25 protein-coding genes are annotated in these 25,154 nt (G+C 63.2%); 11 read left to right on the top strand and 14 right to left on the bottom strand.

Annotated features, from left to right (window positions below; all coding sequences use genetic code 11):
• Nucleotides 1-72: 72 nt before the first annotated feature.
• A protein-coding gene (locus tag JW805_15480) for an IS5 family transposase (protein ID MBN2973410.1) occupies nt 73-830 on the bottom strand; the annotation gives its coding sequence in 2 pieces (ribosomal slippage) (nt 73-509 and nt 509-830; 759 coding nt in all).
• Between the two features lie 93 nt (nt 831-923).
• Between JW805_15480 and JW805_15475 the strand changes: the two genes are divergently transcribed.
• Nucleotides 924-1,538 (top strand): aldehyde dehydrogenase family protein, encoded by a 615-nt coding sequence (locus JW805_15475; protein ID MBN2973409.1) that lies wholly within the window; start codon nt 924-926, stop codon nt 1,536-1,538.
• A gap of 468 nt (nt 1,539-2,006) precedes the next feature.
• Here the strand turns inward: JW805_15475 and JW805_15470 are convergent, their stop codons facing one another.
• The 9 genes from JW805_15470 to JW805_15430 all read right to left on the bottom strand — a co-directional run bounded on the left by JW805_15470 (nt 2,007) and on the right by JW805_15430 (nt 11,632).
• Nucleotides 2,007-3,602: an isocitrate lyase gene (locus JW805_15470; GenBank protein ID MBN2973408.1), complete on the bottom strand. Its 1,596-nt coding sequence runs from the start codon at nt 3,600-3,602 to the stop codon at nt 2,007-2,009.
• Between the two features lie 82 nt (nt 3,603-3,684).
• Nucleotides 3,685-3,840, bottom strand: coding sequence for a hypothetical protein (locus tag JW805_15465; protein MBN2973407.1), 156 nt, complete (start codon nt 3,838-3,840; stop codon nt 3,685-3,687).
• Between the two features lie 262 nt (nt 3,841-4,102).
• A complete protein-coding gene (locus JW805_15460) occupies nt 4,103-5,227 on the bottom strand; it encodes an ABC transporter permease (protein MBN2973406.1) in 1,125 nt (374 codons plus the stop codon).
• A complete protein-coding gene (locus JW805_15455) occupies nt 5,212-6,381 on the bottom strand; it encodes an ABC transporter permease (protein ID MBN2973405.1) in 1,170 nt (389 codons plus the stop codon). Before JW805_15455 ends, JW805_15460 begins: the two co-directional genes overlap by 16 nt.
• A complete protein-coding gene (locus JW805_15450) occupies nt 6,378-7,403 on the bottom strand; it encodes an efflux RND transporter periplasmic adaptor subunit (protein ID MBN2973404.1) in 1,026 nt (341 codons plus the stop codon). Before JW805_15450 ends, JW805_15455 begins: the two co-directional genes overlap by 4 nt.
• Nucleotides 7,400-8,794, bottom strand: a complete 1,395-nt coding sequence (locus tag JW805_15445) for a TolC family protein (GenBank protein MBN2973403.1) — start codon at nt 8,792-8,794, stop codon at nt 7,400-7,402. The genes JW805_15450 and JW805_15445 overlap by 4 nt, the downstream gene beginning before the upstream one ends.
• Nucleotides 8,791-10,356, bottom strand: coding sequence for a long-chain-fatty-acid--CoA ligase (locus tag JW805_15440; GenBank protein ID MBN2973402.1), 1,566 nt, complete (start codon nt 10,354-10,356; stop codon nt 8,791-8,793). The genes JW805_15445 and JW805_15440 overlap by 4 nt, the downstream gene beginning before the upstream one ends.
• Nucleotides 10,357-10,413: 57 nt before the next feature.
• On the bottom strand, nt 10,414-11,037 hold the full coding sequence (locus JW805_15435) for a TetR/AcrR family transcriptional regulator (GenBank protein MBN2973401.1): 624 nt from the start codon (nt 11,035-11,037) through the stop codon (nt 10,414-10,416).
• A 160-nt stretch (nt 11,038-11,197) separates the two neighbouring features.
• Nucleotides 11,198-11,632 (bottom strand): acyl-CoA thioesterase, encoded by a 435-nt coding sequence (locus JW805_15430; protein MBN2973400.1) that lies wholly within the window; start codon nt 11,630-11,632, stop codon nt 11,198-11,200.
• A gap of 199 nt (nt 11,633-11,831) precedes the next feature.
• Here JW805_15430 and JW805_15425 point away from each other — a divergent pair.
• Nucleotides 11,832-12,589 (top strand): IS5 family transposase gene (locus JW805_15425; GenBank protein MBN2973399.1). Its coding sequence is split into 2 segments (ribosomal slippage): nt 11,832-12,153 and nt 12,153-12,589, totalling 759 coding nucleotides; the frame shifts between segments, so codons are not numbered across the junction.
• Between the two features lie 605 nt (nt 12,590-13,194).
• Here the strand turns inward: JW805_15425 and JW805_15420 are convergent.
• The 3 genes from JW805_15420 to JW805_15410 all read right to left on the bottom strand — a co-directional run bounded on the left by JW805_15420 (nt 13,195) and on the right by JW805_15410 (nt 16,270).
• Nucleotides 13,195-14,301, bottom strand: coding sequence for a hypothetical protein (locus tag JW805_15420; GenBank protein MBN2973398.1), 1,107 nt, complete (start codon nt 14,299-14,301; stop codon nt 13,195-13,197).
• Between the two features lie 124 nt (nt 14,302-14,425).
• Nucleotides 14,426-15,183, bottom strand: a protein-coding gene (locus JW805_15415; GenBank protein ID MBN2973397.1) for an IS5 family transposase whose coding sequence is annotated in 2 segments (ribosomal slippage) — nt 14,426-14,862 and nt 14,862-15,183 — 759 coding nt in all. Because the reading frame shifts where the segments join, the coding sequence is not laid out codon by codon here.
• A 25-nt stretch (nt 15,184-15,208) separates the two neighbouring features.
• Nucleotides 15,209-16,270 (bottom strand): S8 family serine peptidase, encoded by a 1,062-nt coding sequence (locus JW805_15410; protein MBN2973396.1) that lies wholly within the window; start codon nt 16,268-16,270, stop codon nt 15,209-15,211.
• 370 nt (nt 16,271-16,640) lie between these two features.
• Here JW805_15410 and JW805_15405 point away from each other — a divergent pair, with 370 nt between their 5' ends.
• From JW805_15405 to JW805_15380, 6 genes are all read left to right on the top strand, one after another.
• The gene (locus tag JW805_15405; protein ID MBN2973395.1) at nt 16,641-17,414 is read left to right on the top strand and encodes a hypothetical protein; all 774 of its coding nucleotides are present in this window, start codon (nt 16,641-16,643) and stop codon (nt 17,412-17,414) included.
• Between the two features lie 26 nt (nt 17,415-17,440).
• Nucleotides 17,441-17,872, top strand: coding sequence for a hypothetical protein (locus JW805_15400; GenBank protein ID MBN2973394.1), 432 nt, complete (start codon nt 17,441-17,443; stop codon nt 17,870-17,872).
• A gap of 62 nt (nt 17,873-17,934) precedes the next feature.
• Nucleotides 17,935-18,396, top strand: a complete 462-nt coding sequence (locus tag JW805_15395; protein ID MBN2973393.1) for a hypothetical protein — start codon at nt 17,935-17,937, stop codon at nt 18,394-18,396.
• 393 nt (nt 18,397-18,789) lie between these two features.
• Complete coding sequence (locus JW805_15390) at nt 18,790-19,446, top strand: class I SAM-dependent methyltransferase (protein ID MBN2973392.1); 657 nt, start codon at nt 18,790-18,792, stop codon at nt 19,444-19,446.
• Complete coding sequence (locus JW805_15385) at nt 19,443-20,171, top strand: WbqC family protein (protein MBN2973391.1); 729 nt, start codon at nt 19,443-19,445, stop codon at nt 20,169-20,171. Before JW805_15390 ends, JW805_15385 begins: the two co-directional genes overlap by 4 nt.
• A gap of 87 nt (nt 20,172-20,258) precedes the next feature.
• Nucleotides 20,259-21,344 carry a DegT/DnrJ/EryC1/StrS family aminotransferase gene (locus JW805_15380; GenBank protein MBN2973390.1) on the top strand — a complete coding sequence of 362 codons (1,086 nt, stop codon included), beginning with the start codon at nt 20,259-20,261 and terminating at the stop codon, nt 21,342-21,344.
• Here the strand turns inward: JW805_15380 and JW805_15375 are convergent.
• Nucleotides 21,339-22,412, bottom strand: a complete 1,074-nt coding sequence (locus JW805_15375; GenBank protein ID MBN2973389.1) for a class I SAM-dependent methyltransferase — start codon at nt 22,410-22,412, stop codon at nt 21,339-21,341. The two genes, JW805_15380 and JW805_15375, sit on opposite strands and share 6 nt — an antisense overlap.
• 166 nt (nt 22,413-22,578) lie before the next feature.
• On the opposite strand from JW805_15375, the gene JW805_15370 reads away from it, so the two are divergent.
• Genes JW805_15370 through JW805_15360 form a run of 3 tightly spaced genes read left to right on the top strand, consistent with a single transcriptional unit; the run spans nt 22,579 to nt 25,151 of the window.
• Nucleotides 22,579-23,541, top strand: coding sequence for a KpsF/GutQ family sugar-phosphate isomerase (locus JW805_15370; protein MBN2973388.1), 963 nt, complete (start codon nt 22,579-22,581; stop codon nt 23,539-23,541).
• Entirely contained in the window at nt 23,542-24,348 is an 807-nt protein-coding gene (locus JW805_15365) for a 3-deoxy-manno-octulosonate cytidylyltransferase (GenBank protein ID MBN2973387.1), read from the top strand.
• Nucleotides 24,345-25,151 carry a TIGR01459 family HAD-type hydrolase gene (locus JW805_15360; GenBank protein MBN2973386.1) on the top strand — a complete coding sequence of 269 codons (807 nt, stop codon included), beginning with the start codon at nt 24,345-24,347 and terminating at the stop codon, nt 25,149-25,151. The genes JW805_15365 and JW805_15360 overlap by 4 nt, the downstream gene beginning before the upstream one ends.
• Nucleotides 25,152-25,154: the final 3 nt, after the last annotated feature.

Genomic DNA, 25,154 nt, shown 5'->3' with positions numbered 1-25,154 from the left:
GAAGCGCTAATCCAAAAATCAGTTTGGTACCGCTTGGATCGAGCCGGGCCCGCTAGGGTCAGGACTCATTGGTCATAGCCAGAAGATGACGGTGGCCGCGAGGGCGACGGCAGAGAAGAAGACGGTTGGGCAGCGGTCGTAGCGAGTTGCGACGCGGCGCCAATCCTTCAGACGGCCGAACATGATCTCGATGCGGCTGCGGCGCCGGTAGCGGCGCTTGTCGTATCTGACCGGCTCGTTGCGCGATCTGCGGCCCGGGATGCAGGGCTGGATGCCTTTGGCTTCCAGGGCGTCTCTGAACCAATCGGCATCATAACCACGGTCGCCAAGCAGCCACTGTGCTTTCGGCAGATCGTCGAGCAAGGCTGCCGCGCCGGTGTAGTCGCTGACCTGCCCGGCGGTCATGAAGAAGCTCAAGGGCCGCCCGTCCGCATCGCTGACGGCGTGCAGTTTGGTGTTCATGCCGCCTTTCGTGCGGCCGATCAGACGGCCGAGATCCCCTTTTTTACCCGCAGACTCGATGCCGTGCGGTGTGCCTTCAGGTAGGTCGCGTCGATCATGACGGTCTTCGGCACGGCCTCCGCTGCCGCGAGACCTTCCATCATTCGCAGGAAAATACCCCTCTCGCTCCACCGCTTCCAGCGATTGTAGAGCGTCTTGTGCGGCCCATAGTCCTTCGGTGCATCACACCAGCGTAGCCCGTTGCGATTGACGAAAATGATGCCGCTGAGCACCCGCCGATCATCGACCCGAGGCTTGCCATGGCTCTTGGGAAAGAACGGTTGCAGACGCGCCATCTGCTCATCCGTCAGCCAGTACAGGTCGCTCATCCACTCTCTCCTCACGGAGCCTGAATCAGATCGCGCCTCCCACATCAATGGGTCCTGACCCTAGCGCAGGTACTTCCCCCGACATTACAGGGCGTGGTCGCCAACACCGGCCAAAGCTGCATCGCGCCCACTCGCCTTCTTGTTCACACGAGCCAGCTTGCCGAGGCGACCAGCCTCGTGACTAAGATCATGGAGGCCGTCGAAGAGGGGGACCCCGCTGAGATGGGGCACCACATCGGCCCGGTAGTCAATAAGGCGCAATATGACAGGATTCAGGATCTGATCCAATCCGCGATCGACGAGGGTGCCACGCTGCTAACCGGTGGCCTGGGGCGCCCTAATGAACGGCACACGGGCTATTATGTCCGACCAACGGTTTTCGCCGACGTTACACCCGAAATGCGGATCTGGCGTGAAGAGACGTTTGGCCCCGTAGCGACGATCACTGCCTACGAAGACGAGGCCGAAGCAGTGAGACTTGCCAATGACACGCGGTTCGGCCTTTCTGCCACCATCTCGGGCGATCCGGTGGAGGGCGCCCGGGTCGCGCGGCAGCTACGGGCGGGTATGGTGACAATCAACAGTTGGTCGGGCGGCATCGGCGGGCCGTTTGGCGGCTACAAGCAGAGCGGCAATGGTCGCGAAGGCGGCAAGTTCGGCCTAGCCGACTTCATGGAGATCAAGTCGATATCCGGTGCATCTGCCTAACGTCGATTGGTCCGCTGCGCGGACGGTTAGCGAACTGGATGAAGACGAAGATACTGCAGACAGGTGCCCGTGCAAATAGACTTGCTTTCGTGCGCGCCCTTGGATGATATCCGCATCCATTTCCTAGCTTCGGCGTTGGGCAGGAATAATCGTTCGGCTTTGCATAAAGTGCTTTACATTACTCTGGGATTGATCTGCGGCATGCTACATCCGGATGCGGAGATCGACTCGTTACTTAAAGTCGGTCTTTCCACGTGACGCCGGAGGCGACCACTTTGGGCTTGGATATGTCGCGTAAGACTAACGTCAGCCGGCGACGGGACTGCTAGCTCGGCAATCTATCGGCTACCCGCTCATCGTTCCTATGCGAGCGAACGGGTCGTTTCTGTAAACATACGCCGTGATCGGAGCAGCGATTCGGCGCCCTGCGACAAGCATGAAGCCGACCGCAAGGCGCCGAACTTTCGATCAGGCAGCGAACTGATTCATCGTATTGTGGGCGCCGCCTGCCTTCAGCGCAGCCTCGCCGGCGAAATATTCCTTGTGATCGTCGCCGATGTCCGAGCCGGACATGTTCTGATGTTTGACGCATGCTATGCCCTGGCGAATTTCCTCGCGCTGCACGCCCTTGACGTAACCGAGCATCCCCGCCTCGCCGAAATACTCCTTTGCCAGATTGTCGGTCGACAGTGCGGCGGTGTGGTAGGTCGGCAGCGTGATGAGATGGTGGAAGATGCCGGCGCGCGCCGCGGCGTCCTTCTGGAAGGTCCGGATGCGCTCGTCGGCCTCCAGCGCCAGCGCGGTTTCGTCATAGTCGACGCTCATCAGTCGCGCACGATCGTAATCGCCGACATCGCGCCCCTCTTCGACCCAGCGGTCGTAGACCTGCTGACGAAAGTTGAGCGTCCAGTTGAAACTGGGCGAGTTATTGTAGACGAGCTTCGCGTTCGGAACCACCTCGCGGATCCGGTCGACCATTCCAGCGATCTGCTCGATGTGCGGCTTCTCGGTTTCGATCCACAGCAGGTCCGCGCCGCTCTGCAGGCTGGTGATGCAGTCGAGAACGCAGCGGTCCGCGCCCGTGCCCTCGCGGAACTGGAACAGGTTGCTCGGCAGCCGCTTCGGACGGACGAGCTTTCCGTCGCGCTCGATTACCACGTCGCCGCGCAGGTTCGCTAGGTCGGTCACTTCCTCGCAATCGAGGAAGGCGTTGTACTGGTCACCGATGTCGCCCGGCTCCCTCGAGAAGGCGATTTGCTTCGTGAGGCCAGCGCCGAGCGAGTCAGTGCGCGTCACTATGATGCCGTCGTCGACGCCCAGTTCGAGAAAGGCGTAGCGGCAGGCGTGGACCTTTGCGAGGAAGTCCTCATGCGGCACGGTGACCTTGCCATCCTGATGCCCGCACTGTTTCTCGTCGCTGACCTGATTCTCGATCTGCAGCGCGCAGGCGCCGGCCTCGATCATCTTCTTCGCGAGCAGGTACGTCGCCTCGGCATTGCCGAAGCCCGCATCGATATCGGCGATGATCGGCACGACATGCGTCTCATAAGTGTCGATGGCGTGAATCAGACGATGCGCCTCGATCTCGTTGCGGCTTTCGCGCGCCCGGTCGAGTTCGCGAAACATCATTCCCAATTCCCGCGCGTCAGCCTGCTTGAGGAAGGTGTAGAGCTCTTCGATCAACGCGGGCACGCTCGTCTTCTCGTGCATCGACTGGTCGGGAAGGGGGCCGAAGTCGGAGCGCAGCGCTGCGACCATCCAGCCGGAAAGATAAAGATAGCGCCCCTTGGTCGTGCCGAAGTGCTTCTTGATGCTGATGAGCTTCTGCTGCCCGATAAAACCGTGCCAGCAGCCCAGCGACTGCGTGTAGGCGGCCGGATCGGCATCATAGGCCGCCATGTCGCGACGCATGACGCCGGCGGTGTACTTGGCGATGTCGAGACCCGTGTTGAAGCGGTTCTGCAGCCGCATGCGCGCGACCGCCTCTGCGTCGATGCCGTCCCAGGTGCCGTTATGGCCGGCGATCAGTTGAGCGGTGGATGCGATATTGTCGTGGTAGGTCACGGGCGACGATCCTTAATGACGAAGACGGGTTTGGGCGGCACGGGGATTCCACCCCGTAACCCCTAATTTCGAGGTGCCGAGATCAGCCGAGCCGGCCAAGCCGATGATAGAGGTTGGAGAACTTCGACGAACGCGGATCGTCGGCGATCTGACGGACGTAGTTGGCGACCGCCTCTTTCATGAGACTGAAGTCTTCAGTCGAGAAGACGGCCCGGCTGCGCTGCGGTTCGTTTGTCATATTCCATACTCCTGCACGAGCAATTGTTGATGCGTGGACATCAAGGTGCAGGGGTCGATCGCTTTTTAAAAGCAGCGGCGGTGCCGTCAGAGGGTCGTGATGTCGGCGACAATGCGCCGTCCTTGAGTCGCGCTGTAAAGACTTTACAACCGAACTAAGAGGCTTGTTTTTGCGCCTATCAAAGAATGTCTGGGGCGCCTTGCATCAGGACCAGTCAAAAATCAGCTGTAGACAGGCTGCGATCTCGGTGATCGAGAAGATTTCACTCGATCGATTGTCGCGCTGATACAAATCGGGCGTAGGCAATCGCGCCGTATATCAGCGTCAGAACGAGAAGGTTCGCAATCTCAAGGTGCATCTGGCGCAGGGAGGCGCCCATCTGGTTGATGCCAACCATCAAATGAATTCCCGCGGTCGTCGGCAGGAGTCGCGCAACATAGGCGAGCCACGCCGGGGTCGCCTCGGCAGGCCAGGAAAGTCCGGACAAAAAGAAGATCGGCAATGACGTCACGATCCAGAGCTGAACAGGACGCTCGCGGGTCTTGAAGAAACTAGCGAGTGCAAGCGCGCCAGCGATGGTGGCTGAGACGAAGGTGATCGCGGCGATGGTCAGGGTAATCGGGCTGGCTTGGGCCCGGGGATAATCCTGAAACCAGAAGACGAACCCCGTGTAATAGGCAACATCGCATAGCCCGATGACAAGGAAGGCAAGTGCGATCCCGAGCAGTTCACCAGGGTTGAATCGTCGGCGTCCGTGCTGCTCCCTTATCGTTCCCGCGAGCAAGGCTAGCCCCATCAGCAGCGTCTGGTGAATGATCAGGAACGTGACCCCGGGGACAACCGTGCTGCCATAGCCTTCACGCGTGTTGAAAAGTGGTCGCTGGACGAGCGCAAGGGGCGCCGGCGCCGGTGCACCCGCCGCCACCGCCTGATCCAGCCCGGCTTCGCGCCCGACGACGGCGATCGCGGAAGCAATGCTACCGAGCGATGTGCTGCTGCGAAGGAGGTAGGCCCCGTTTCCGTAGAGCGCGATCGTTCCCTGCCCTCCGCGGAGGATATGGCGTTCGTAGCCTTCGGGGATGACGATGGCCGCGTCCGCGCGGCGCTCCTTGATCCACTCAAACGCTTCCTGCGGGGAGCCGAGACCTCCGACGAGCGCGGCTTGTTGAAGCGATGGCAACTTACCGAGCAGCGAACGGCTTGACCCCGTATGGTCGAGATCAACGACGACGATCGGCAACCTCGTGACTACCTCGCCCGAATAGGCTGCGGGGTAAAAGAACGAATAGAGAATCGCCGAGCCGACCAGCAACAGCAGGGCCGCGCGATCAGCAGCAATGGCGCGGAACACCCCGACGAACCCGTCCCTAATCATCGCCGACCCCATGTGGCCGGCCGCTTAGCTGCGGCGACGTAACGTGGGAGCCCCACCGCGATCCCGACGACCAAGAAGATCAGCATGATCAACACCTGACGCATCGACTGTCCGGCGGCCGAACCCATCACCCATTGTTCGGACAGTAATTTGGCAAAGGATGTGTAAGGTAGCAGGGCGCTCCAGACGCGGGCAAAAGCGGACGCCGATTCGACCGGGAAGACCGCCCCCGCGAACGCGAATGACGCACCGGCATAAAGACCGGCCGCAGATAATGCGGTGCCCATCGTTAGCGTCAGACCTACGAACAGGACAGCGACGCCGATGTAGGCGAGATACATCGCGGCGTAGCCGACGAAGATAAGCAACGGGCTTCCTGCAATTGGCCAGCCTCTCAATCCCGCGATGTACGCTGTCGCGGCTACGCCCCACGCCATGAAGACGCAAAAATAGGGCAGCAATTTCCCAAAAACGGCCCAAGCTGCAAACCCGGCGGGACGCTCCCCAATCCACGACCCGATCGACCCGTCGCGAAGCTCGCGCCCTAAGGCGCCGGTGATCGCGTTCATGAAGATAAGATGCAGAACCGCGGGTTGAATCAGCGCGACCAGCTGCAGTTCGTAGCTTCCTTGCGGATTGAATAGGATCGTCGAGCGGATCGACAGGGGAGGCCTTCGAACGCGTGCTGGGCCGAGTATGGCGGCGCTTTCTTCCAAACCGAGAACGGCGCCATAGCTCTGGACCACGCTACCAACATCTCGAAGCACAGAACCCGCCGGTGTCGAATAGCTGGCGTTATACAGGGCGACGACCTGGGCAGTTCCGCCTTGCAGAACGGTCTTGGTCGTGTCGCGATCAATCAGAACGATCGCGAAGGCTTTGCGTGACCGCACGCCGTCTTCTGCGATTGTCATGCTCGGGGCCTCTTCGGCAACCGACAAGCCGGGTGCAGCATCCAGCCGACGGGTGAGTTCGCGAGCAATTATTCCACCGTCGCGATCAATTACGATGATCGGAAGGTCGCGCATGACACCCGCAGACATCTGTATGGCAACCGTGCCAAGAAGGACCAGCGGGATCCACGTGATGAGTGATAGATCCCAAAAGCTACCGCGAAGGAATGTTAGTTCCCGACGTAGACCATCGAGCAACGCGGACACCATCATTGGGGCCAGTCGAACAGGACCGTCATTCCGGGACGGAGCCCGTCGACGCGCTGTGTCGGCATCACGCGCACCTCAAAGCTCTTCACGTCGAACCCGCTCGACTGCCGGGTTGCCCGCCACGTCGCGAACTCGCCCGCGGGTGCCATGTACGTGACCCGAAACGTCACGCGCCGTTCACCAAGTGCCGGCACCATGCCAACCAGTTGTCGTCCCCGCCGCAGGCCGTTCAACTGATCCTCTCGGACGTTGAGCGTCACCCACGCGTTCGCGACGTCCGTCAGCATGAAGACGGGAAAACCCTGCGGAACGAGTTCGCCGGGCTGCGCCAGGCGCTTCCCAATCTCGCCCGCGGCGGGTGCGACAATCCGCGTTTCCGCGGCCGCCGCCTGTACTTCCGCGACGGCACCGCGGGCCTGCCGTACTTGGCCGCCCGCCGCGGCTCTGTCCTGCGGTCGCGCGCCGGCAAGCGCCTGATCATATTGCGCGCGCGCCGCCTTTGCGGCTTCGGTCGACGCGACGGCATTGGTCCTGGCTTCATCCGCTTTCTGACCGGCGACCACGCCCTGTGCGTAAAGTCGCTGCGTTCGCGCGCTGGTGTCCTGCGCCAAATTTGCAGCGGCCTGCGCGCGCCGCCATTGTGCTTCCGCTGCCCGGATGTCTTCCGGGCGCGCACCGGCGTCCGCCTTGTCCTGCGTCGCCTGTGCAGCCTCGAGGACGCCGCCAACCTGCTGCTGCTTGGCTGCGACTTCGGGGCTGGAGATCGTGTAGAGAAGCTGACCAGCCTGAACGGCCTGTCCCTCCTCGACGTTGAAGGCGGCGACGCGACCCGTAACCTTGCTGGTAATTCGTATCTCCCGCGCGTCGACCATCCCCTGGATCAAGCCGGGTGCCGGACGGTAGCTGAGCCACAGTCCCGCACCGATCGCGATGGCAACTGCGAGAAGTATCAGGCCCGGCATCACCTTTCGGCGGGTGCGGGGCGGGGTCTCCGCCGGATCGTCGTCGACAATAGCGTTGGTCATGGAATCACCTTGTCGGCTTGAGCGACATACCGCGGCATATCGCCGATCTGTCCACTGATGTTCAGGAGCTGTGCGAGTGCTTGGACATATTCGTTCGCTGCTTGCGCGCGCTGGACGCGCACGCGTCCAAGAGACAGCTGTGCGTCGATCACGTCGAGAGAGGTCGACTGTTGCTCGCGATAGGAGAGCGTCTGCAACCGCAAATTTTCAGCAGATGAAGTGAGAGAGGTATCGAGGAGAAGATACCGCTTCCGCGCGGCCTCGACGTCGTTCCACGCTTTCATCACGCCGATTTCGATTTGCGTCCGCCCTTCCCGAACACCGGCGCGCGCCTGCTCCTGCGTGGCGCGGGCGGCCTCAACTGCCTGGCGACGGCCGAGACCGCCCGCGAGCTTGTACCGCAAGCCGACACCGATCGCCCAGTCGGGGTCAGTGAGCAGCGTGTTGCGCCGATCGAAGTTATATTGGCCAAAACCGTAGACGGTCGGACGCTGCTTTGCCTGCTGCAGCGTAACACCGGCCTGAGCTTGCGCCTCGAGTGCGCTCAGTCGGGCCAGTTGTGGATGATTCGCCATTGCAGCGGACTGGAAAGTCCCGACCGCCGGTAAGGGCCGTGAAATCACAAATAGCGGGGTGATCGGTCGCACCCCTGAGGACTCGCGCAGTAATCCGGCAAGTGCCGCGTTCGCCGTTTCAAGGTCGGCTATTGCCTTTTCATATTCCGCGCGTGCCTCATCTCGCGCAACCTCGGCCTGCAGGCGCTGTGCGCGGCTGATGAATCGCGCTTGCTCGAGCTTGATCGCATCCGCGACGTGACGCTCGAGCCCATCTAGAACATCGCGCCGCACGGCGAGAGCGCGCTCGGCAAGCTGTTGGCCGAAGTAATAGCGAACGAGCTGCACGAGCTGATCGTTCACCGTGATGTTTCGGTCAGCTTCCGCCTGCGCCATCTGTGCGCGTGCGCCATCCTCCGTACCGCGGATTTGTCCGCCGGTGTAGATCGGCAGGGTCGCGGACGCGATCGGGCGCGTGCTTCTGCGCTGAACCTGAAATCGCAAGGGATCGCTGATGCCAAACCGCTCCGCGACCGGCGCGAGCGAGCCGAGCGGCAGGTAAAGCGTCTTCTGATATTCCAGAAGTTGAGCCTCGAAATCGACGTCCGGCCGATGAAGCGTGCGTGTCGCTCCTTCTTGCGCCGCCTTGCTCCGGACATTTGCGTCAGATGCCACGATCGCGTCCGACCGGTCGAGCAATTGCGTTTGCGCTTGGGCAAAATCCAGGTTTACCGGATCGGCCGGGTTCGCTGATTGGCCCACTGCCGCAGTGGAAACGATGCCGCAGGCGACGGCCGCGACAAGGTGCCGGCTCAGCGAAAGTCGCGAACGGATCATGCTTGCTCCGTAATGCTCTGGCGAAGCGCCTTTTTGTCGATTTTGCCGACGCTCGTCTTCGGCAACGCCGGGCAGAAATGAACAACGTCCGGGACGGCATAGCGCGAGATTGCGCCGGTTTGCGCATGGGCAGTGACGTGCTCTCGCAAGCTGTCTGACGTGATATCGGAGCCGGGCACGCAGACGACAAAGGCGATCGGCCGTTCGCCCCAGCGTGCATCGGGAACACCGACGACTGCCGCCTCGGCAACGCCCACGGCGTCCATGAGAAGCGATTCGACCTCCAACGACGAAACCCACTCCCCGCCGGTCTTGATAACGTCCTTCAACCGATCGACGATGCGAACACCGCCGTCTGGATCGATCTCGGCGATGTCCCCGGTGTGCAGCCGTCCGCCCTCCCAAAGCGCGTCGGACGCCTCCTGTCTTGAATAGCCTTGCGTCAGCCAGGGTGCTCGAAGCGTCAATTCACCTGCACGCTCACGATCGACAGCAACATCGACCAATGGGAGCGGTATACCGGCTCGGCAGCGAACGGCGACCGGATCTTCAGGCAGACTTCGCGCAAGCGTCACGACGGGGCCGGTTTCAGACATGCCATATCCGGCAAGTGCCATGATGCCGACCTGCTCCGCCTCTTCCGCCAGCGCTTCGGGCAGAGCCGAACCACCGATCATCATGGTCCACGGGCCGAGATAAACGTCGGCGGCACGCGCTGCGTCGATCAGCATGCGCAGAATCGTCGGAACACAATGCGAGTAGGTCACCTTCTCGGCGTTCTTCAACGCGATGAGTACGCCAGGATCATATCGGCCGGGATAGACCTGCTTCATCCCGAGCATTGTCGCGACAAACGGCATACCCCACGCGTGAACGTGAAACATGGGCGTGATCGGCATGTAGACGTCGCTACGAACAACATTCTGCCCAGGGGGCTGGTTGGCGATCGTCGTGGCGGCAGCCAGCGTGTGCAGCACGAGTTGGCGGTGTGAGAAGAAGACCTGCTTCGGATCGCCGGTGGTACCGGTCGTGTGGAAGGTGGTCGCGATAGCGTTCTCGTCGAAATCCTCGAACGCGAAATCCGGATCGCTGCTTTCGATCAATGCTTCGAACTCGTCGGACGTCGCCGCGTCACCGAAGGTCACAACGCGTGGGATATTCAACGCTTGAAGCAGCGAATCCACCAACGGCTGGAAATCGCGGTGATTGAGGAGAGTGGTGGCCCCGCTCTGTCGCAGCGTGAAAGCGATCGTATCAGGCGCCAATCGCACGTTTACGGTCTGCAGGATCGCCCCCAGCATAGGTATCGCGAAATAGCATTCCAGATAGCGGTGGCTATCCCAATCCATCACCGCGACCGTGTCGCCGGCGCGAACGCCAATCTGGTGCAGACCTGACGCAAGACGATGCACGCGGACGATGAACTCAGGGTAAGAGAACCGGCGTCCATCGCTGACGATCTCGTGTCCGGTTGACGCCGGCTGAGGAAGAAGTCGCCGGATCAGAAGCGGATAGGAATAGGCTTCAGCAGCAACCGTATCGAGTAATCGTGGACTGCCCATTGGAGCCCTCTCCTTTTATAATTTCGATAATTCGGGTTTCTGTCTGATATAAAGAAATCAGCGGGATGATTTCGAGAAGCGCTTTGACCGCTGCGCTGCCAGATTGACGGCGACCCTCTCCCGCGTGTGGCTAGATCCGAGATCGAGCGCTTTGAGAAGGTCAGCGCCGATCAACGCAGAACTGAGCGCGGCCGTCACGACGTTTTCGATGATGACCGGAAGTTCGGCTTCCATAAAAGCCGAGCCTTCCACCTGATCTCCAGCTATCTCCGCGGAAAGCCGGCCGAAGCGTTCGAACATCGGCTGCAGCAGCGGGCTGTCGTAGGCGGCGAGCCACCCAATCAACCTCCCGACGCCTGTCTCCTCAAATACGTCGAAAACAAGATCGACCAGGTCGGCCTCGTCGATCGTGCCCGTCTTCAGAGCACACGCGCCACTTCTTACCCCTGCCAGCAGTTGCCCAATTAGCTCGTCGGCGACTGCGGCCTGAAGGTTCGCGGCCGTTCCAAAGTGATGCGTGATACTGCCGTGCGCCATTCCAAGCGCGGCGGCTACGCTTTGAAGCGTAATAGATGCAGGTCCATCCTTAAGTAATATTTCTCGCGCCGCCCCTATAGCCTCGCTACGCAGTTCGTCTGGCTGCCGACGTCGACGCTTCGACCCAAAATCTACTAAAGTCATACCTAAAATCTCAAATGCCCGAGCTCAATCCAGAATCCGGAAAGCTTTTCACCGGGAGACAGAGAAGCAGCCTAAGGAATTAGTTTGTGCCGTCCGGACGCAGGCGGCAGTCGGTGCGGGGAAAATAGCTGGCCGCCCGCCGGCGAATGCGTCGTCCACGCTAAGTAGAAGCGATGACCCGGCGCTCCACGCCTGCCGATGGAAAGAGGCGTTCCCTTAGTTCCTTGGCGAGACGGATAGGTCGTAACGAGGTCGCGTCGATGCTGCACCACACGCTTCGGACTTCGGCCAGTATCGTTTCACCGCGTCGAATAGTCGCCGCAAAATGACCCTTCGCGCCGACCACACACTCTGGCTCCGTCACGACTTCGACGCGCTGATCGAGAAATGCGGGGCAGCGGTACGTTATCTCGTGCTTAACGGCGACCCAGGCCGTGGCGCGCACGACGTCCGCCGGCGCAACCTGCTGCCAGAACGCGATCACCGCCTCCTGAACCCAGCGCAGGTAAACCGTATTGTTGACGTGGCCCATGTGATCGATGTCGGATGCCACAACCTCGAAGGCGCACGAGTGGCTTCTGCTGTCTTCGGACATTCGGTCGCTCCGATGAGATCGGGTCAGTCCCAGCCTCAATAGCCGCTATTATCATCGATGACAATAGCGGTTGGTCGTTGAGACTTGTATCGCTCGGCCCGCTGGATATCACGGCATGTGACAACAGCACGCTGGTTAGGGTCAGGACCCATTGATGTGGGAGGCGCGATCTGATTCAGGCTCCGTGAGGAGAGAGTGGATGAGCGACCTGTACTGGCTGACGGATGAGCAGATGGCGCGTCTGCAACCGTTCTTTCCCAAGAGCCATGGCAAGCCTCGGGTCGATGATCGGCGGGTGCTCAGCGGCATCATTTTCGTCAATCGCAACGGGCTACGCTGGTGTGATGCACCGAAGGACTATGGGCCGCACAAGACGCTCTACAATCGCTGGAAGCGGTGGAGCGAGAGGGGTATTTTCCTGCGAATGATGGAAGGTCTCGCGGCAGCGGAGGCCGTGCCGAAGACCGTCATGATCGACGCGACCTACCTGAAGGCACACCGCACGGCATCGAGTCTGCGGGTAAAAAAGGGGATCTCGGCCGTCTGATCGGCCGCACGAAAGGCGGCATGAACACCAAACTGCACGCCGTCAGCGATGCGGACGGGCGGCCCTTGAGCTTCTTCATGACCGCCGGGCAGGTCAGCGACTACACCGGCGCGGCAGCCTTGCTCGACGATCTGCCGAAAGCACAGTGGCTGCTTGGCGACCGTGGTTATGATGCCGATTGGTTCAGAGACGCCCTGGAAGCCAAAGGCATCCAGCCCTGCATCCCGGGCCGCAGATCGCGCAACGAGCCGGTCAGATACGACAAGCGCCGCTACCGGCGCCGCAGCCGCATCGAGATCATGTTCGGCCGTCTGAAGGATTGGCGCCGCGTCGCAACTCGCTACGACCGCTGCCCAACCGTCTTCTTCTCTGCCGTCGCCCTCGCGGCCACCGTCATCTTCTGGCTATGACCAATGAGTCCTGACCCTAGGGGGAGGATCATCTCGGCGGGACGTCATTCGGCCGCTTCGATCAGATGTGTCTTCGCTGTATCGACGTCCCCGTGAAGCAGGCCGGCCGCTGGTAGTTGGTTCGTCCAGTAAGCCACCAGTAGCAACCGATCTTCTCGAGCTCTCCCCATAGACCCCGCCGTTTCAAGATAAGATAGAAGGGCATCCATTTGCTCTCTAAGCAACATTAATAGATGTCTGAAGTCGGTGGGCGGATATGTCGCACCTGACGACGCAGACTGGGTCGTCGCCAAGGTAAGGAGGGGACGGGTAAGCGGCCGGCGGTAACGCTGAACGAGCGGCAGGTTTCGAGTGCCGCTTCGTAATGTTTAAACGACTGAATCTAAGTCTGATTAAACATTGGTAAGTTCTACCAGCCCTAGCTCATCGTCAAAATTTAAGCCGAGTATGAATGATATTGTTGACCTTCGCATAGCAAGTTCGATGTGCGCGGCTGAATAGTTGCTTGTCGCTTTGACGCGATCGATACCTGATTTTCAGAAGAAAATGCGTTCCTTAATGCTGAAGCGGAAGGCCGTTACAGCCACCGCTGATATGCGGATGCATCAGAATGCGATGGATAGCCGCATCCACGCTGCTGCGTTGGTTGTGCCGCGCTGGTTGCCGGCGTTCGCGCCGTAGGCAGCGCCTACCGCCACCCGTGTTTGGTGCACGTCTTTGGCCCAGCCCAGCTCCAGGTCGAGCTCGTGCGCGTTCGGGGCGAGGTCGAATTGGCGAACTACGTCGGTGAGTGCGAGCGTCGACAGATCGAAGCCACTTGGGGCGGTGAACGACACGGGAGCGCGATCGACACGCAAAGGCGCCGTGAGGCCTAACGAGGTAAATCCAGCCAGCAGCCGGTGATCGGCTTGCAACCGGAAACCGGTCGAGAGGATAGGCTCAAATGCGAGCCGAGCAATGCGGGCATCGACGATCGTGCGTCCGGCAATCGCTTCTGCGGTCAGCCGGAACCCGGCGAGCTTGCCGTTCCAGCTCACCGACGCGAATGTGCTGTCCGCTCCACGGATCGCGTAGTCCCCAATACCGGTAAACCCAAGCGCCGACCCGTTTTCGCGGGCGATCGTGACGCCCAGCGCCACGCCGATGGGAGTCGTGAGCACCGCGCGTTGTGTACGAGAAATTGCACCGCGGCGTTGTTGTGCCGCGTGGGAGGTAGCCAGCGTCCAACGACCTGATTGGATGGCGAAGGTCGATCCGTACGTAGCGATGCCGAGCGGTCGGAGCAGCGATCCCGTAACCAGTCCGCTCGTCTCAATGGCGCCGCCGACCTGACCGCTGACGACCACATGCTCCGATGCCCTGAAGCCGAAAGCTCGCGGCCCGGTCACGGCGTCGGCGTATGGACCGACGTTGCGATCGCTCCATGTCATTACTCCTGCTTGATTAAGCGGGACGGGTGCCCACGCCGTTGTTGGCGCGGCCAACTTGCCATAGAGCGAGAAGGCTTGCGCCGGACGAGCATGGCCCGCAGCGCCGATATCGACGGCAAAGTCGCGGCCGTATTGGTCGATCGCCACAGTCTGCCCCGCGAACCCGGCCCAGCGCGCCGCGCCGTCGCTGGACCCGAAAGCACCGGAGAAAATCAGGGATCGGGCAGCGGTCGAGGCGGCGGCGTACGCGGCATCTGGGACCGAGGCGGTCTTGGGCTTCAAGGCGTTTTCCAGATCGAGCAGGCCGACGCCGTAAATCTGATCGACGCCGGGCGCGCCCAGATCCTTCGCGGTATCGAGCAGGATGCGGCTGATCTCCTTGCCGCCTAGGGTCAGGACTCATTGGTCATAGCCAGAAGATGACGGTGGCCGCGAGGGCGACGGCAGAGAAGAAGACGGTTGGGCAGCGGTCGTAGCGAGTTGCGACGCGGCGCCAATCCTTCAGACGGCCGAACATGATCTCGATGCGGCTGCGGCGCCGGTAGCGGCGCTTGTCGTATCTGACCGGCTCGTTGCGCGATCTGCGGCCCGGGATGCAGGGCTGGATGCCTTTGGCTTCCAGGGCGTCTCTGAACCAATCGGCATCATAACCACGGTCGCCAAGCAGCCACTGTGCTTTCGGCAGATCGTCGAGCAAGGCTGCCGCGCCGGTGTAGTCGCTGACCTGCCCGGCGGTCATGAAGAAGCTCAAGGGCCGCCCGTCCGCATCGCTGACGGCGTGCAGTTTGGTGTTCATGCCGCCTTTCGTGCGGCCGATCAGACGGCCGAGATCCCCTTTTTTACCCGCAGACTCGATGCCGTGCGGTGTGCCTTCAGGTAGGTCGCGTCGATCATGACGGTCTTCGGCACGGCCTCCGCTGCCGCGAGACCTTCCATCATTCGCAGGAAAATACCCCTCTCGCTCCACCGCTTCCAGCGATTGTAGAGCGTCTTGTGCGGCCCATAGTCCTTCGGTGCATCACACCAGCGTAGCCCGTTGCGATTGACGAAAATGATGCCGCTGAGCACCCGCCGATCATCGACCCGAGGCTTGCCATGGCTCTTGGGAAAGAACGGTTGCAGACGCGCCATCTGCTCATCCGTCAGCCAGTACAGGTCGCTCATCCACTCTCTCCTCACGGAGCCTGAATCAGATCGCGCCTCCCACATCAATGGGTCCTGACCCTAGCTGCGGCCAGTATTCCTTGAGGAGCGCGGCTGCGCCCGCTATTGCCGGCGCAGCGAGGCTGTTGCCGGTCACCATTTCTGTGCCACCGCCGATCCTGGTCACTTCTACGCCGTCCGCGACGACGGCGAGGGTGCGGTCTGCGAGAGCGCCGGGGCTGCCGTTGTCGGGATGAGCCTGAAGGTTCGAACTGACGCGGATCCCGAAAAGGAACCAGTCCTTGTTGGCGAGATTTGTGCCGACGAGGCTTTCGCTGATCTGGCCCGAATGACTGTCGCCGCTGAAGTTGCGGACGGATTCGACAACCAGCATGTTGCTGGTCCTAACTCGGTCCATCGCGTTTCGGGCTTCGGTCGCAGCGCCAGGAGCCAGGCTGCCATTGATCGACATGGTGACGACGAAAGCATCCTTGTCGACACCATGGTTCAGGGCGGCTGGAATGGCGCTCCCGTTCAAACCGCCCTCGGTGAGTGTCGATGTCGGCGTGACTGCGTCGAGGTTCGGACCCGCGACTTTCAGCGCAAGGATGGTGGCGCCTGGCGCGACGCCCTGAATACCAGAGCCGTTTGCGGCGGCCGCGGCCACCGACGCCGTTCCCGTGCCATGGCCCTGAACGTCCTGCAGCCCGAAGGAGATCGTCTCGGGCGCACATGTGGCACAGCGGGCATAGGTCGCGTCGAACGACTTGCTATCGGCGGAGATGCGGCCCGCGAACTCGGGGTTGGTCAGATCGATGCCGCTGTCGATGACGGCGATGGTCACGCCTTTGCCGGTCAGGCCCTTACCATAGGCCGCCTGCGCCTTCATGCCGACGAGCGGCTTCGAAGCCGTGTATTCGGCGGTCGGCGTGTAGCCGGGCGATGGCGCAGTGGCTGGTGCCGGAGAAGGACTTGGCGTGGGGGCGGGCGCTGCGACCGGGGGAGCCGTCGAACCGTTCGACGCGACGCCGCCACCGCCACCACACGCGGCAAGCATGGTGGCGGTGGCGATGGCGGTCGCTGTCCTGAGATTGATGGTCGTCTTCACGTTTTGCCCCCCCGTTGCAGGACGGCGATCTTCCGCAGACGTAAAGGCCCCAGCACTTTGGCGCCGGACGACGACCGGCGTGCCAGCAGGCGCGCCGTTCTTTACCATCGGCGGGGTTTCGACGCCCCGGTCCACCGGACGATGGACCCCGCCAAGCTACCTCACCAAAAGTTAAAGTTCTGATGCCGCGTGTAGCCAGCCGACGACCTGATTTGGCTTGGCTTCACGGAAAGCCCGTCCTACCGTCGTCATGCCCACCAGCAGGTGGGCCGAGGCGTCGAAACCTCGCCGATGGATCGGTCGCAAGACCGCCGGTCTCCTTGAGACCGGGTGGCACGGACGCATGTCCAGGCCTCCCGGCTAAAGGTCCGTGCGCTCGTCCACGGCGAGTTTCGAACATCCGGTCACCAAGGCCGGCGTCGCCTCGATCAACGAAGCGACGCCGCCGGTGCGGCGCCCGCGAACGGGGAGGCTGGATCCGATGGTGATGCACGTTTTGATGGCGCTGACCGCGGCGGCGACAAGTCCGGTGCAGGCGTCGGCCGCTATGGAGCGACCAGATCTGCCACGGACGGGCCCAGCGACGATGGACGTCGCCGGGGTGAAGTTGGGTATGTCCGCTGCAGAGGCGCGGTCGGCATTGGCTCGTGCTGGATATGTGATCGAACGCACCGACGAGACACAGGATTTCGAGCAGGAGGTGGCATCGGAGGTCAACGTTCGTCTGAAGGGCGCCGGTCTCCTGCGAATCAAGCCCAGGGGCGTGTCGAAGATCGTGGCTCATGGCCCGGGCCGCGAGTATCTGACGATCGACTTCGCGCAATGGCCGGCGGGTTCGCTGGCCGCGGTAGTCTATCTAAGTGTGCCGCAGGAAGGACAGCCGGCCGAAGCGTTTCGCGCCCAAGTCGTCGCTAAATATGGCAAGGCCACTCTTCAGCCGGCGGGGCATGAGCCGCGGTGGTGCACGGCTGGCGATGTTGAGTGTACGATCATGTCGTCTGCATCGTTGCCGAACCTGTCCGTGTCCTATCCGACGCAGTCGCTTTGGCTGCGATATGGCGAAGGCGTCGATCGGCAGCGGCGGCAGACGGTGAGGGCGGTCGTCGATGCGAAGGCGCCACCTGCTCGACGCTCGGCATTCTGACCGGCGGAGGCAGTGTGATGCCCCTGTTGGTGGGCTTCTTCATCGGCAACGCTGCGGGCAGGGTGATGCTTTCCCGATTGGTGATGGTCATGGCCGTCTGGATCGCCATTCCGCTGATCGCCGGCCGTCTGGCGGCCGCGAACATATCCCAGTCGGCGGGGACAACCGCCACGGCCGCAGCCCCGGTCGTCGTGCTCGTCTGGGCGCTCATCCGCCCGGCCCGGTCCGGGATAAAATTGACCCTGCTCGATGGCCTCTTCGCCTGGAGCCGGATCGTTGCGATCGTGTGCGCCGGACGGCTGGTCTTCAAAGTCTTCGAGACGGGGTTCGTGCTGTCACCGCTGGTGCGGGAAGGCTGGACAGTGGCGTTGTTCGTCGTTGCGATGACTATCAGTTTCGCATTGCAATGGTGGATCGAGCGGGACGAGCGAAAGGCCGCGATGGAGGCTTTACGATGAAGGTCGGGTTGAGGCTTTTAATCGCGTGCTGTGCGGGCGGCATGTTGGCGACCACGGCGCCGATGGCCCGCACTACGACCCGGTCGGCTCATCCGCCATCCGAACAGGCCATCCGGGCTTTCTTCGGCGAGCGCCGCCAGCCGATCTACTTCGACGACACGCTGGCGCGGCAGTTCGCGCTCGGGATCAGCGGCGGTGTCGAGGAGGAGCGAATACTACCCGGTGGCGACCGCTTCATCGCGACCTGTCGCCCGCATAACTGCGAGGACAAGGCTGCTATGGTCCACACACGCGATGGCGGCATCGTTGGTGCTGGCATGATCGGAACCCGCTGCCGCAACCGCGGCGCTGGCGTGCCGCCGTGCGACGAGCGCCCCAGTGCTTTCGTGTTCGTGAAGCGGGTGACTAGTGCGAGGGCGCGAAGCGGATTGCGGGCGTGGGCCAGCGCACGGCTGGCTGATCCGACGGTCGAAGCCGATCACGTGAAGCACAATTACGAAGCGACCGTTGTTGAATTAAACTGATACCTTTTGTCACTGATTTCGACGCGATCGGGATGGTGCGCAAGATTGAGCGGCGTCGTCGTCGAGGCGGCATAAACTTCTACTGCCCGCCGCCTTCTAGGCTTAAGACTTGTTGATCATCGCTAGAAAATACCCAAAGCGGCGAGTCAGGGCATGCTGATTTTCAGGCACGCGCAACAGAAATTTCCCAATGATTCGAGTGCCCAGCTTTGTCTCCTGTGGGGCACCATTTTCCCGACGCGGTATCTCCCACAGACGGAAGGTCCGGCACCCGCCGCTGACGCGGCTCTCGGTGCGGGCGGTTCGCTGCGCAACCGTCGCGGGATCGGCGCTCCGTCGAGAGAACTACCGACAGGGTTGGAAAACGGGCGGCGTTTCTGGATAGATGCGGAGATGACGCCGGATCTGACATCGCTAATCGCCCATTATGAAAAATGTCTGGCGAGGTTTGGTGCCGATCATCGCGGGGTGGATTGGCCCAACGCAGCCGACCTCGCCGTCCGATTCGACGTCATGCTGTCGATCATCGACGTGCCGCCGTCCGGCCCGGCGGTGCCGAGCGTCCTCGATCTCGGTTGCGGGCCGGGGCTGATCCTCGACCATATCGCCCGCACGCCCGGTCGTCCCACCATCGACTATCACGGTATCGACCTTTCGGAGCATATGGTCGATGCCGCCCGAAACCGCTGGCCCGATGCGCGGTTCGACGTGCGGGACGTCATCGCCGATCCGCTGCCCCCGCTCAGCGTGGATTACGTCATCATCAACGGCGTCCTGACGCTGAAGACCACGTTATCGCGCGATGCGATGATCGACTTCGCCAAGAAACTTATTCGCGCCGCCTTCGCCGCCGCGCGCATCGGCGTCGTGTTCAACGTCATGAGCCGTCACGTCGATTGGGAACGTGACGACCTGTTCCACTGGAGCTTCGACGAGGTCGCCTCGTTCCTGACGGCGGACGTCACGCGACACATCGCTTTCCGCTCCGACTATGGCCTGTATGAACTGTCCGCCTTCGCCTATCGCGCGCCGCGACGCGGCGCCGCGTGACGATCGAGGAACGGGATCGGATCGCGCACCGGAGCGGCGGCAGCGCCGCGGCAGGGCCTGTGGTCGCGATCATGCAGCCCTATTTCATTCCCTATGCCGGCTATTTCCGGCTGCTGGCCGCAGCCGATACGTTCGTCATCTATGATTCGGTGCAGTTTCCACGCGAAGGCTATGTCCACCGCAACCGGCTGCCCGATGCGAACGGCGATCTTCGCTGGATCCGCATGCCCCTGGCGAAGGCCGGGTTGCACACGCCGATCGACCAGCTGGCGTTCCTGCCCGATGCGCGCGAACGCCTGATCGCGCAGTTCGCAGCCTTTCCGCAGTTGCGCGATCGATCGTCCGATCCGGCCGGGCTGATCGATGCGCTGCTGGACACGACACAGCGGCCGAGCCTCTATATCGAGGAGCTCCTGCGCCGCGCCGCCACTGCGCTGGGGCTGCCGTGGCGGGTCGAGCGACTGTCGGCAATGGACCTGCCCCCGCATCTGACCGGCGAGGATCGCGTGATCGCGGTTGCCCGAGCGCTCGGCGCGCGCACCTATGTCAATTCGCCGGGCGGGCGATCGCTCTATGATGCGCGGCGATTTGCGGAGGCCGGGATGGACTTGCGCTTTCTGCCCGACCATCGGGGCGCATCCGCCTCCATCCTGTCGCGGCTGCTGGGCGAACCCGCCGACACGGTGGCGGCTGAGATTCACCACAACACGCAGCTGCTGCCCTGACGGATTCGGGCGCAGGTGAGGACCCGATCGCCGGCCCGGACTGCGCCCTTGGCGTGAGGCGGGATATCGGCGACAAGCGTCGCACCCATGTTTCTCCCTGTCGCACGCCCCCGCCTGCCCACCGCCGACGCGGTGCTGCCCTATCTGCAGCGGATTGACGACAGCCGGACCTATTCCAATTTCGGCCCGCTCGTCACCGAACTCGAGGCGCGGTTGGCGCAGCGGCTGCACGTTGCACCGGACACCGTCGTGACGGTAACCAACGCTACGCTGGGCCTGACGCTGGCACTGCAGACGGTGGTGAGTGAGGCAGCGGGCTATTGCCTGATGCCGGCGTGGACGTTCGTGGCGACCGCGCATGCCGTCAGCGCCGCGGGACTGACGCCGTTTCTGGTCGATGTCGACGACGCATCCTGGGCGCTGACGCCGGAGATCGCGCGCGATGCTCTGGCGCGGATCGACGGCCGGGTCGTCGCGGTGATGCCGGTCGCACCGTTCGGGTCACCGATCGACACCGCGGCATGGGACCGCTTCACCGCCGAAACGGGGATCCCTGTCGTCATCGACGCCGCCGCCGGCCATGACGGCGTACGCGTCGGTGACGCCCCGGTCGTCGTGAGCCTTCACGCCACAAAGATTCTGGGCGCAGGTGAGGGCGGCTATGTCGCCTGTCGCCGCGTCGAGACGATCTTCGCGATCAAGCGGCGAAGCAATTTCGGCTTCCACGGAAACCGCGATGCGCAAAGCACCGCAACCAATGCCAAGATGAGCGAATATCATGCCGCCGTCGGGTTGGCGGCGATGGACCGCTATCCGCTCGATATCGCCGCCTTCGCCGCGGTCGCGGCACAGTATCGGCAGCAGCTGCCGCGACGCGTGCGGATCGACCTTCAGCCCGGTTTCGGGACGCACTGGCGGGGCAGCGTATGCGTCGCGCGGTTCTTTGGAATGGACCGCGATCGGATCGCCGACCGCCTGGACGACATGGGCATCGGCACCCGTGCCTGGTGGGGCGGCGGCGTCCACACGCAGACCGCTTTCAAGGACCTGCCACGCCTGCCGCTGCCGGTGACCGAGCGGCTGGCGCAAGAGACGCTGGGGCTGCCCTATTCGGTCGACCTGGCGGAATCGGACGTGGCGCGGGTCTGCGCCGCGATCGAGAATGCCCTATAGCGCCTCGACAAGCTGCACGAACAAGGCCGTGCCCATCACGAAACAGCAGTCGATCTTCGTGCCATGCTCGGCCAAAAATTCGTCACCCGCGCGTTTGGGCCCGTCACCCCAGGGCCAGACATAATCGTCGATGATGATCCAGCCGCCCGCCAGGACGCGCGGCGTCCAGTCGAGGATGTCGGCCTTCACCAGGTCATAGGCATGGTTGCCGTCGATATGCAGCGCCGCGATCCGGCCGGTGTAGGCAGTCGACCCGAATTCGGCCGTCTCGATCACGGGCGCCGTGCCGAACGCGCCGATCGCCTGGTGCGCGGGCATGCGCAGATAATTGATGTCGCCCTTCGCATAGGGCAGCAGGTTGAGCGTGAAGATCTGGTGCGCTTCGTCGGGATCGATCGTCGCCACCAGCTGGTCGACCAGTCCGCTACTGTCGTGCTGGATCGAATTCTCGCGTGTCCACGGATCGATGCACAGCAAAGAGCCGATGGCGTGAAGCTGGGCTAGGCGGAGCAGGATGAAGGCGGATTTCCCCCACCAGCTGCCGATTTCGACCACATCGCCGACGGGTAGGCTGCGAAAGATTTCGATCAGCGCGCGCGTCTTGTCGGTGTCGCACATCCCCGCGATGCGCTCGGTGTGGCAGAGAAGCGCGGCCGTCTCCATCGCCGGCAAGGGCGCGCGAGCGGACGACAGGGGAAGCGGCAAGGGCGGCAGATCGCTGGCTGCGAGCGCGTGACGATAGGGTTCGGCGTCGCTTTCGGCCGGCAGCGGCAACAGCGCCGCCGCCAGCGCACCGGCGGCCGCCCGATCCTGCAGGTGCCGCCACACGATCGGATGGGGCGTGAAGATCTGCGTGACGCCGTGATCGGCGACGACCTGGTCGAACGCGGCATCGAACGCCGGCGCGGTCAGGAAGGGCAGGGTGGTCCATTCGCGGTATTGCGCGCCATTGGGATCATAGGCGAGCGAGGACGCGCCAACCACCGACTGGCCGGTCGAACGGCATAGTGCCGCATGCGCAAGCGCGCCGGGCATGCCGCCCGGGAAGATCAAGGTTTTGCCTGCCATACGCCTCTTCGCACCCTGCCCATCCGTAGTAGCCGCCGCTGCCGCTGCACGGGCTTTACGACAGCCGGGCCGCAACATGGTAGCATTGCCGGATGGGGCGGCATATCAGGGCGCACTTCCAGGCAAGCGCGCAGACGGGGCAAGGGGCGTGGCGGCGACCGACGAGATGGCAAATTTCGACTCCACGGCGTACGGGCGCACGGTGCTGCGGTACGAGGCGGATGCCCTTCACGGCCTGGCCGAGGCGCTCGGACAGGATTTCGCGCGCGCGGCGGACGCGATGCTGGCGGCATCGGGCAAGATCGTCGTCTGCGGCATGGGCAAGTCGGGCCATGTCGGGCGAAAGATCGCCGCGTCGCTGGCGTCGACCGGGTCCCCTGCCTTCTTCGTCCACCCGGCAGAGGCGGCGCACGGCGATCTGGGCATGATCGGGCGCGGCGACGTCGTGCTGATGTTGTCGAATTCGGGTGAGTCGGTGGAACTGCTGCACGTCGCCGCCCACGCCCGGCGGCTGGGACTGACGACGATCGCCATCACTGCGGCGGCTGGATCGCGGCTGGGCCGGGCGGCCGACATCGTCGTGCCGTTGCTCGACGTCGCGGAAGCGTGCCCGTTCAATATCGCACCGTCCGCCTCCACCACGATGGCGATCGCATTGGGCGACGCCTTGGCACTGACCGTCATGCAGCGCCGCGGGTTCCAGCGCCAGGATTTCGCAATGCTCCACCCCGGCGGGAAGATCGGGCTGCGCCTGACGAAAGTGCGCGAACTGATGGTCACGGGCGACGCCATGCCGCTGGTCGGCCGGACGGCCGACAGCCATGTGACGATCGTCGAGATGACCAGCAAGCGACTGGGCACCACCGGCGTCGTCGACGACGCGGGACAATTGGTCGGGATCATCACCGACGGCGACCTTCGCCGCAGTTTCGAACGCCCGCCGGGCTGGCGCGCGGAAGATATCATGACCGCATCACCCGTGACCGTCGCCGGCGACATCGCCGCGGACGAAGCGCTGGCGATCATGCATGCCCGCCGCATCTCGACATTGTTCGTCGTGACGGACGCGGCGCAGCGCCCGGCGGGTATCGTCCATATGCATCAATTCATCGGCCTGGGGCTTGCCTGAATGATCGACGACCAGATCATCATCGTCATTCCGGCGCGCTTCGCGTCGACCCGGTTTCCCGGAAAACCGCTCTATGCGCTGAAGGGGCCGACGGGCGAGGCAAAGCCGCTGATCCGGTGGACGTGGGAAACCGCCTGCGCCGTTCCCGGCGTCGACGCCGTCTATGTCGCGACCGACAGCGACGAGATCGCGCGGGCCGCCGAGGGCTTCGGCGCACAGGTCGTCATGACGTCGGCCGACTGTCGCAACGGGACCGAACGGTGCGCCGATGCCGTCCGGCGGCTCGGCGGGCGGCCGCGGTTGGTCGTCAATGTCCAGGGCGATGCGCCGCTGACGCCGGGCTATGTCGTTGCCGCCTTGATCGAGCGCGCTGCGGCGGGCGGCGATGCCATGGTGCATACCCCGGCGTTGCGCTGTTCGCTCGAGCAGTTCGAGCGGCTGGAGGCCGACGCGCGTCGCGGAATCGTCGGTGCGACGACCGTTGCCTGCACCGAACATGGCCGGGCCCTCTATTTCTCGAAACAGATGATTCCGTACCAGCCGGCCGACCGGCGGCAGAGCGGCGTCAGCACGCTGCTGCACATGGGCATCTATGCCTATACGCCCGCGGCACTCGATGCCTATGTCGCGCATCCCGAAACCGAGCTCGAACGGCTGGAGGGGCTCGAGCAGCTGCGCTTTCTGGAATTCGGCGCGCCGGTCGCGGTCGTGCCGGTCGATCCCCCGGCCTGGGACATCTGGGAACTGAACAACGCGTCCGACGTGGGCGTCGTCGAGGCGGGGCTGGCACGGATGCTGCGTCCGTGATCGAAAGCCTCGACGCATTGCCCGAGCGCTACCGCGTCGTCTTCTGCGACCTTTGGGGGTGCGTGCACAATGGTGTCGCGATCCTGCCGGGCGTCGTCGACCGGCTCGACCGATGGCAGGACGAGGGGCGGCGCGTGCTCTTCCTGACCAACGCGCCGCGGCCGTCTTCGGCGGTGGTCGAACAGCTTGCCGGACTGGGCCTGCCCGATCGCCTGAACGGCCAGGTCGTCAGTTCGGGAGACGCCGCGCTGGCGTGGCTGGCGGGGGACGGCCGCGACGGTGCCTGCGCCTTCATCGGCAGCCGCGCCGACGAAGCGCGCCTGATAGCAGCGGGCCTGACGTTCGTGTCCGAAGACGCGGCGGACAGGGTGATCTGCACCGGCTTCGACGAGCGCGGCTTCGACCTCGCCCATCACGCCGATCAGCTGCGCCGCTTCGCCGAGCGCGGGGTCGGGATGCTGTGCCTCAACCCCGACCGGCTGGTCCACCGCGGCGGGGTGGCGGAGCCTTGCGCGGGGGCAATCGCCGATGCCTATAAGGCGTTGGGCGGAACGGTGCGCCATTTCGGCAAGCCGCATCCGCAGATCTACGACCATGCCGTCGCCTGTGCCGGCAATCCCGACCGTAACGCCATCCTGGCGATCGGCGACAGTATCGCGACCGACGTCGCTGGCGCCGCCATGGCCGGGATCGACGTCGTCTTCGTATCGGGGGGTATCGACGCCGCCGCCTATGCGGCCGATGGCGACCGCCTATTCACGCACGCGCGCCCGGTTGCCGTCGTGCCGGGCCTGGGGAGATAACCG

Source organism: Roseomonas aeriglobus (assembly GCA_016937575.1).
Lineage (GTDB): Bacteria > Pseudomonadota > Alphaproteobacteria > Sphingomonadales > Sphingomonadaceae > Sphingomonas > Sphingomonas aerigloba.
Note: the sequence above shows the minus strand (reverse complement) of the source record. Positions and strands in the feature narration are given on the sequence as shown.